This is a genomic window from Mesorhizobium sp. M7A.F.Ca.US.014.04.1.1, from assembly GCF_003998745.1.
Classification (GTDB): Bacteria; Pseudomonadota; Alphaproteobacteria; order Rhizobiales; family Rhizobiaceae; genus Mesorhizobium; species Mesorhizobium ciceri.
On record NZ_RZRW01000491.1, the window covers coordinates 1 to 4247 of the forward strand.

Annotated in this window: 5 protein-coding genes; 1 reads left to right on the forward strand and 4 read right to left on the reverse strand. The window is 59.2% G+C overall.

Features of this window, described 5'->3' with window-relative positions; translation table 11 throughout:
- Window positions 1-23: 23 nt before the first annotated feature.
- From EOA22_RS39590 to EOA22_RS25840, 3 genes are all read right to left on the reverse strand, one after another.
- The gene (locus EOA22_RS39590; protein ID WP_135907184.1) at window positions 24-152 is read right to left on the reverse strand and encodes a hypothetical protein; all 129 of its coding nucleotides are present in this window, start codon (window positions 150-152) and stop codon (window positions 24-26) included.
- Window positions 153-596: 444 nt separating this feature from the next.
- Window positions 597-743 carry a hypothetical protein gene (locus EOA22_RS38215; protein WP_164750871.1) on the reverse strand — a complete coding sequence of 49 codons (147 nt, stop codon included), beginning with the start codon at window positions 741-743 and terminating at the stop codon, window positions 597-599.
- A 289-nt stretch (window positions 744-1032) separates the two neighbouring features.
- Window positions 1033-1488, reverse strand: coding sequence for a transposase (locus EOA22_RS25840; RefSeq protein ID WP_256748481.1), 456 nt, complete (start codon window positions 1486-1488; stop codon window positions 1033-1035).
- 793 nt (window positions 1489-2281) lie between these two features.
- On the opposite strand from EOA22_RS25840, the gene EOA22_RS25845 reads away from it, so the two are divergent.
- Window positions 2282-2797, forward strand: a complete 516-nt coding sequence (locus EOA22_RS25845) for a DUF2285 domain-containing protein (protein WP_224570032.1) — start codon at window positions 2282-2284, stop codon at window positions 2795-2797.
- A 784-nt stretch (window positions 2798-3581) separates the two neighbouring features.
- Here EOA22_RS25845 and EOA22_RS25850 read toward each other — a convergent pair.
- The coding region (locus EOA22_RS25850) for an aldehyde dehydrogenase family protein (RefSeq protein WP_127312601.1) at window positions 3582-4247 on the reverse strand (666 nt) is incomplete at its 5' end.

Genomic DNA, 4247 nt, shown 5'->3' on the forward strand with positions numbered 1-4247 from the left:
GCATCTTCCGCCCATGCCAGCAGCTACGCCGCCAGAGCGTCATCCGCAGCCTGCTTGATCAGCCATTCGATGTGATTTGACCACATCTGCAACACCTCGCGCTTCTCCTTGACGTTGCTATAGAGATTGTAGATTTCGCCAATGTCTGTCAAGGACGCCGCCTTGTGATTCAGTATGTGCTCGATGACGTGTGGCAATACCTGCCGCCTGCCGAGATTTGTCGCGAGCGTCCTGCGCAGATCGTGAAGGGTCCAGTTCTCCAAAGCCACCCCGTCAGTATTGACCTTGCCGTCTAGAGCCTTCTTGCCCTTCGCGTAGCCTGAGAAGTGGCTTCTTTCGTTGCCCCTCGCAGGGAAAAAAACGTGTCATTGGTCTTCGGTACCGTCTGGGGGACCGACACCGCCAGTGTGGACAGCGGAATAAGCGTAGGCTCTTCGTTCTTCGTGCGGTCACCCGATAGTTCCATGTTCCGGCTTCAAGGTTGAGGACCAACGCATCGCGGCAACTTCCGTACGCCTCTGTCCGGTCAGAATGAGCAGCTTGACGATGGAGCCGAACGAATAGCCGATATCGCCCGGTTCGGGCTCACAGCCCGTTCATATAGCCGCCAGTTCGGCATCGTTCACCACTCGCTTGCGCTTGACGATCGGGGCCGGATCCGGATTTTCCAATCCCTCGCGGGGAAACCGCGGATGAGCCGTTGCGGCGGTTTGCGACACCAGTTGAAAAATGCCCGCATACACCAGAAGGCCGTGTTAGCCGCTTGCGGGTGACCCCCGGCGACGATCTTCTTGGTGATGTTAGCAATGTCGGTGTCGATCACATGGTGGATAGAGCGACTCCCGAGGGCAGGCACAAGATACCGGTTCAGGCTGGCCTCGACCAGTGCGGTGTTTTGAGGGTCGTTACTCGGCGGCCTGGAGGTGACCGCCATCGCCGTCCTCGGTATCGTCAGCGCTGATATGCGCCTGATCGGCAAGGAAGGCTGGCAGTTCCGATGGAGCTATGCTGGAATTTGGGTGACGAGGCTGATCAAGCGGCGCTCTGCGGCTTCGTTTCGATGACCTGGATTCCGTCCAGGAACCTGGCACCTGCGATGAGTTTCGGCAACTGATTTTGTCCTTTCAATCGTCGCCACTTCCTGGCCGCGGCCAACAGCTTGAAGACCATCAGCTGGGCGGTTTTCGAGGATAGCGAGCCCTTGGTACGCACCGTGCGATAGCGAACGGTTGCAAAGACGCTTTCGATGGGATTGGACGTTCGCAGATGATCCCAGTGTTGGGCGGGGAAATCGTAGAGCGCCAGCGACGCAATATGATCTTTCGTCAGGCAGTCGACCGCCTTGGCATACGCCTCGGCCTCCATCTCGATCGCATGCGCAAGCAATTTGCGCGCGCCGCTGCGAAGTACATCCGTCAGGGTATCATCGATTTCGTCGGGCTGACGAAGGCGAACAATGTGTTGATAGTCTCGTTCATGGCGTATCACTCTCCTTGAGAGGTACTGGCAGGCTTCATCACCCGCCTCGATACGCCGCTCTCCTCAAGCCGCCATCATCCAGTTTCCGCCATGGCTCCCCCTGATTGATCCGCTTCACCTGTGCAACTGCACAGGCTGCCCTAGCGGGGAGATTGGCCTCCAATGGCGAAAGCTTGCCGCAGGAGACCCTCCGATGACCGTGCCTATGGCGCCGCCGCTACGACAACTTGCCGACAAGCAGCGTGCGATCCACTGCCGCGCTACTGCGCCTTCAAGGGACGTCTGGATCGCGACGCAGGAGCCGATGACCGTTACGGGATCAATTCCAGGTCGCGCTGGCCGTCGCTGTGCCAGTTCGACGGTCTGGTGGCAATTTGGGCACATCTTCTGTCGCCGACAGTGGCGATGGCTGACGCTTCAACGAAACGGGGTCTTCGACGTCTGCTGCCTTCGCCGATGCTTTGCGAAGTGGCATAATGTTTCGACGCACGCAGGCGCGGGCAGGGGATGTCAGTCATGAATCTCCTGACTGGCGCGGATCAGGCCGATTGGCGGGATGAAAGATCATACGACTACACCGCTGGCCTGACGCTGCGGGAGTGGGCTTGGGAGTTCTTACGCCGCAATCCAGCGTTCCAGCGCGATCTGACCGCTGCGCGCCAGCATTGCAAGACTTGGTCTCTCCAATCCTTTCTCGATATGGTCGCGTCGGCCGGCGACCTGTCACGCTGGGGTGTTCTGTTTCGCGGAGTCTTGTGGCCGCGCTTCGGTCGTATTCTGGTGTCCGCTCTGGTGCGTCCATGTGCTGCCGGTCATTGCGGAACGGTTGCCTGCCTCGTCGCCGACACCGCCGTTCGAACTCTCGGCATTGCCCTGTCGTGCAATCGTCCTGCTGGCGCCCGACAAGAGCCAGCATGTTCTTCTTCGCAATGCGGACCACGCGCTGCAGCTCGCCGTCTCGGGCGCGAATATCCTCCACCCTGTTTGCCTGCATACGCAAGCCATCTGGCCCGCGGTGCTTTTAAAGCATCGACTGAGGGGACTGGAGTGCCTCAATGCTCTCAGTCTAGGGCAACAGTTGCCCCCCCGCTTGTTTGCGCCGGAAAAGCGCGGCGTTCGTTTGTCCTTCGTTCTTCGTGCGCTCGACGGTTCGCTCGCCGGAGCACCTCATCGCGAGCTCGCCGAAGTTCTCATCGGTCAACGGCGCGTCCATGCCGACTGGGCGGATCCTCGCGATCATCTGCGCGACCGCATCCGTCGGGCCGTCTCGCGTGGCCGCGCGCTCATGAATGGTGGCTACAGAGATTTCCTAATTTGAAAAGCGACAGTCCGCGCTGTGCGTCGGTGGATGAACGTTCGCTCGCAGCTGTACCCGTCACCAACAGTTCGCCCGCCGACAGGACTGCATGGCGCCTTGCAAGTGCGCTCTGGTCTAGCTTGTCGATGCCGAAATGAGATGGGCGAGGGTGCCAAGGCGGTGGTTCATTAGGGCCGGCCTCGACCTGGACGCACATCATTGGTCGGAAAGCGGCGTGCACCGCAATGTCGCCATAGCAGCCAAGATCCTTTGAGGCCGGACCTGCAGTCCTGTTGGACCGGCGGGTGCAACAATATGGAGGGATCTGAGGCCTCACACCGTTCCCTGGTCGACAGCTCGGTCAACATAGCACCCACCGCTTGATTATGGAAATGGTGTGCCTGGAGTGCAGCGAGTAGCGGCTTGCTGCGCACTGTCCTAAGAATAGCAGTCATGACCCGTCTGGGGTTCTGCAACACGACGATTCAACCGCTTGGGCATTGTCGCATATCCCACAATGTAGAATGCGCAACAGGGCAAAAGCTGATCCATCGGCGGTTTATCAATGCTTTTTGGCTTGGCACGGCACATGCAACGCAATCGGCAAAAGGCGCACGAACTGAGTGGCCCATCGGCCCTAGGAGCGCTGACTTATGCCCTCCCAAGGCATGTCCGGCCCGACAGCGAGCTCAGTCTCCTGCCGGGCATCCGTGTTTCAGGTCAACGGCGTTTGGAACTTCCAATTAGGTGGCGGCATTGACCGCAGGCCGCCCCCCGGTGGGGCGGAGAGACAGTGCAGCAGGTTTCAAATCCCGCCCATGCAAAGATATTTCATTTCCAGATAGTCCTCGAGGCCATGACGGGAACCCTCCCGCCCGATGCCGGATTGTTTGATCCCGCCAAACGGTGCCGCCTCCGAGGACATGCGTCCCGTGTTGATGCCAACCATGCCATATTCCAGAGCCTCTGCCACACGCCAGACCCGCTTCAGGTTTGAGGCATAGAAGTATGCGGCGAGGCCGTATATCGTGTCATTGGCCTCGCGCACGACCTGATCCGCATCGTTGAAGCGAATGATCGGCGCGAGCGGCCCGAATGTCTCCTCTTGCGCGACTGCCATGACGCTGGAAATCTCGGTGAGGACCGTGGGTTCGAAAAACGTGCCATTCTTGCCGATACGCTGGCCCCCGCATCGTATTGTGCCGCCTTTCGCAATGGCATCTGCGACGTGAGACTCGATCTTGGCCAGAGCATGCTTGTCGATGAGCGGTCCGATGTCCACTCCGGCATCGAATCCGTCGCCAACCGACAAGTGCCGGATTCTTTCCACGAATTTCTTGACGAACTCATCGTGAACGCTCGATTGGACGTAAATGCGGTTCGCGGAAACGCAGGTCTGGCCGGCATTGCGGAACTTCGCCTGGACCGCACCGTCAACAGCACCGTCAATGTCGGCATCATCGAAGATGAT